Source organism: Stieleria sp. (assembly GCF_041595215.1).
In the GTDB taxonomy this organism is placed as follows: Bacteria; Planctomycetota; Planctomycetia; order Pirellulales; family Pirellulaceae; genus Stieleria; species Stieleria magnilauensis.
On the sequence record NZ_JBFHKV010000973.1, the window covers coordinates 1 to 3278 of the forward strand.

General features: G+C 62.1%; 3 protein-coding genes. 1 reads left to right on the plus strand and 2 read right to left on the minus strand.

What is annotated here, in order from left to right; all coding sequences use genetic code 11:
• Positions 1–442 (plus strand): Hpt domain-containing protein (locus ABX749_RS26970; protein ID WP_372898749.1); only part of this gene is annotated, 442 nt, incomplete at its 5' end.
• Between the two features lie 16 nt (positions 443–458).
• On the opposite strand, the gene ABX749_RS26975 is transcribed toward ABX749_RS26970, so the two are convergent.
• Positions 459–1946 carry a sigma-54-dependent transcriptional regulator gene (locus ABX749_RS26975; RefSeq protein ID WP_372898750.1) on the minus strand — a complete coding sequence of 496 codons (1488 nt, stop codon included), beginning with the start codon at positions 1944–1946 and terminating at the stop codon, positions 459–461.
• Positions 1943–3278: PAS domain-containing sensor histidine kinase (locus ABX749_RS26980; RefSeq protein ID WP_372898751.1), on the minus strand; the 1336-nt coding region annotated here is incomplete at its 5' end. The genes ABX749_RS26980 and ABX749_RS26975, both read right to left, overlap by 4 nt.

Below are 3278 nucleotides of genomic sequence, written 5' to 3' on the forward strand. Positions count from 1 at the left end.
GCCCGCCCCACCCAGTCTGCCGCAAGCCAATGGTCTGGAAGCCAGTGCCTTGGAAGCGGGTGCTCGGCAGTCCGCCCCGCAGCCGTCCAGCCCCGACAACGCGCCCATCGAGTGCACGCTACCGCTGGACGACGAAGACTACTTGGACATCGTGGTCGACTTCCTTCAACAGCTTGATGTGCGGTTGATGGGCATGTTGTCGATGGTGCAAACCAAGTCCTTTGACGAGCTGTATGACGAAGCCCATTGGCTCAAAGGTTCCGGCGGCACCGTCGGATTCCCGGCCTTCACCGATCCGGCACTCGCGCTGATGAACGCGTCGGAGCGTCGCGATGTCCGGCAATGCCAGGAATCGCTGCGCGACGTTTTGGCGATTCGCCAACGGCTGGTCGTGCCGCACACCTCTGCCCCGGCGCCAGCTGAATCGATCGACGCCCGCTGAATCGATCGACGCGCGGTCACGTTCCGCCCGCGGCATCGACGTCGCCGATCCCATAGTGACGCAGCTTCTCTCGCAGCGTACCGCGGTGAATGCCCAGCCGGTCGGCCGCTGCGGCACGGCTACCCGCGGTCGACTGCAGCGTCAAACGAAGCAGCGTGGGTTCGACCGCGGCAATCAAATCGGCGTGCAGCGTCGTCAACGAATCCGCTTCGCCGGCCCCGTCGAGACGTTCCTTGCACCACGCCGCGACGGCATCGGCCAACGCTGCATCGGGCCGCGGCGACTCGTTCGGCTCGCGACCGAGTTGTGGGTCGGGAAAGTCGTCGATCGTCAATGAACGGCCGCGTGCCAGGACGGCGGCGTGCTCCACCGCGTTGCTCAATTCGCGAACATTGCCATGCCAAGGTCGCCCGCACAATTCCTTGATCAATTCCTCGGATAAGGATTCCGCCGCCGATTCGTTGCCCAATCGCGACAAAAAATAACGACACAACACCGCGACGTCTTCCAAACGTTCACGCAGCGGAGGCAGATGGATGTGCAGCCCGCTCAGGCGATAATAAAGATCCTCGCGAAACTGCCCTGATCGCATGGCTTCGTGAAGGTCTCGGTTGGTCGCGGCCAGAATCCGCACGTTGCACCGTCGCGGATGCACGTCCCCCACCCTCAGGTATTCACCTTGATCCAACACCCGCAACAACTTGACTTGCACCCCCATCGGCAGATCACCGATTTCATCCAAGAACACCGTGCCACCTTCGGCACGATCAAACAGACCCGATCGATCGGTGTCGGCGCCGGTGAAGGCGCCTTTGACATGACCGAATAACTCACTCTCGACCAGGTCTTCGTTCAACGTCACCGGGGCGATCGGCAGGTACACTTCTTTGCCGCGATGGCTGTGTCGATGAATGGCCGCGCCGACCAGCTCTTTTCCGGTCCCGGTTTCTCCCGTGATCAACACCGACAGATCGCTGGCGGCCACCAACGCGATCTGCCGAAACGCCTGCTGCATCGCCGGCGAGCTGCCGACCAGACGCTGCTCTCGCTGGTCTTTGCGCACGACCGGCACCGGAGCCGAACGGGACTTGGACGTTGAAAGCGCGACCTGACAGACGCGACGTGCATCGTCCAGCCGAAACGGTTTGACCAGGTAATCACTGGCGCCCCGCTGGACGGCCGCAACCGCCGTTTCCAGGTCGCCGAACGCCGTCATCACGATCACCGGACTGCCGCCGCTGGCCTCGATAAACTTGGGCAGCGCAGAAATCCCGTCCTCCTTTGGCAACCGCACATCCAACAGGACAAGATCCGGGCGCTCGGCCGCGGCAAGCTGCAGCCCTTCTTCGGCCGAGGACGCCGTCTTGACCACGTGTCCCAGGTCGGACAGCAGACGCTCAAACGCCCAGCAAATCGAAGGTTCGTCATCGACGACCAGTACGGTTGCTTGATCCCTCGCCGACACGTCGCCAGCGGCACGCTGCGGTTGATCACGACCACTCATTCGGTTGACTCTCTCGTGTTACGTTCACTGCTGACGTTCACCGCCAGCTCGAACGTCGTTTTCTCTGAACCACGCCGCCACCGGATCGAACCACCCAACGATTCGGCCGTCCGTTTCACCAGCGGCAACCCCAGCCCCAGCCCTTCGGGCTTGGACGTGACAAAGGGGTCAAACAGTGTCTGGGAAACCGATGCGTCAACGCCAGGCCCATCATCGCTGACCGAGACGACACATCGATCGGGTTGATCCACGTCGGCGGTGACTTCGATCGTGGTCCCGGCCTGCATCGCATTGAGCACCAGGTTCGACACCGCGGCCGAAAACGACGCCCCGTTCTTGACCAGCACCGTCTGCGTCGAAGCATCGATCGACCAATTCAAATCCACACGGAGATGATCGGCAATCGGTTGATGCGTCGAACGCACATCGTCCAAACACGCGCTGACCCGCTGGGGCTGGTCTGTCGAGTCTTGACCACGACCGAGCGCAAGCAGTCGGCCGACGTACTCTTCGGCGATCTCCAATTGTCGAAGCGCCACACGGACTTCATCGTCCGGCGTTTGCTTCAGTTTCCCTTGATGCAACTCCATCGCCATCTTGGCACCGGTCAGGGTGTTGCGAAGCTGGTGAGCCATCCCGCCGGAAATCTGGTGCAAGAGCTTGGCGCCCTGTTGGCGGTTGATCTGGTCCCACAACGCGCTGAGCTGATCCGCCATCGTGCTGATCGCTTTGGCCAAACGCCCAATCTCATCGGGCCCCGCGTCGGAGAGTTCCGATTCAAAGTCACCGGCGGCGATGCGATCGACTTGGGTTTCCAGTCGTTTGAGTCTGCCGATCAGACGCGAGGTCAACAAGAACATCAACACACTGACCACCGCGATCGTTGACAAGCCCGTCAACAGCGGCAACACGGCCGCCCGCTTGGCGACCGCATCGACGTTTTGCTTGGCGAATAAAACAACAATGGTCGAAACCCGGTCGCTGCCACCGCCCGCCCCGCGGCGATCAAACGCAAACGCAAAAAACTCGGTCGAGCCGAGCACCAGGTCCACCGGAGCCTGCGCGGGACCACGGCCGGGATCAACCCGCGGATCAACCCCGGGGAGACCAGCGCCGGGGACATCCGCCGCGGCGGTCGTTTCCGGCGGCAACGTCGATGACAACACCTCTCCCGATTCATCGACGGTGAGCCATTGCGTTCCCGTCAATTGCGAAAGCGACTGGAGCACCGGCGGCGTCAGCGGAAACGTGGACGTCCCGATCGCCGATTCGATCCAAAGGTAACGATCGGTCATTTCTTCCATCGCCCAGCGACGGCCCAACGTCCAGGAC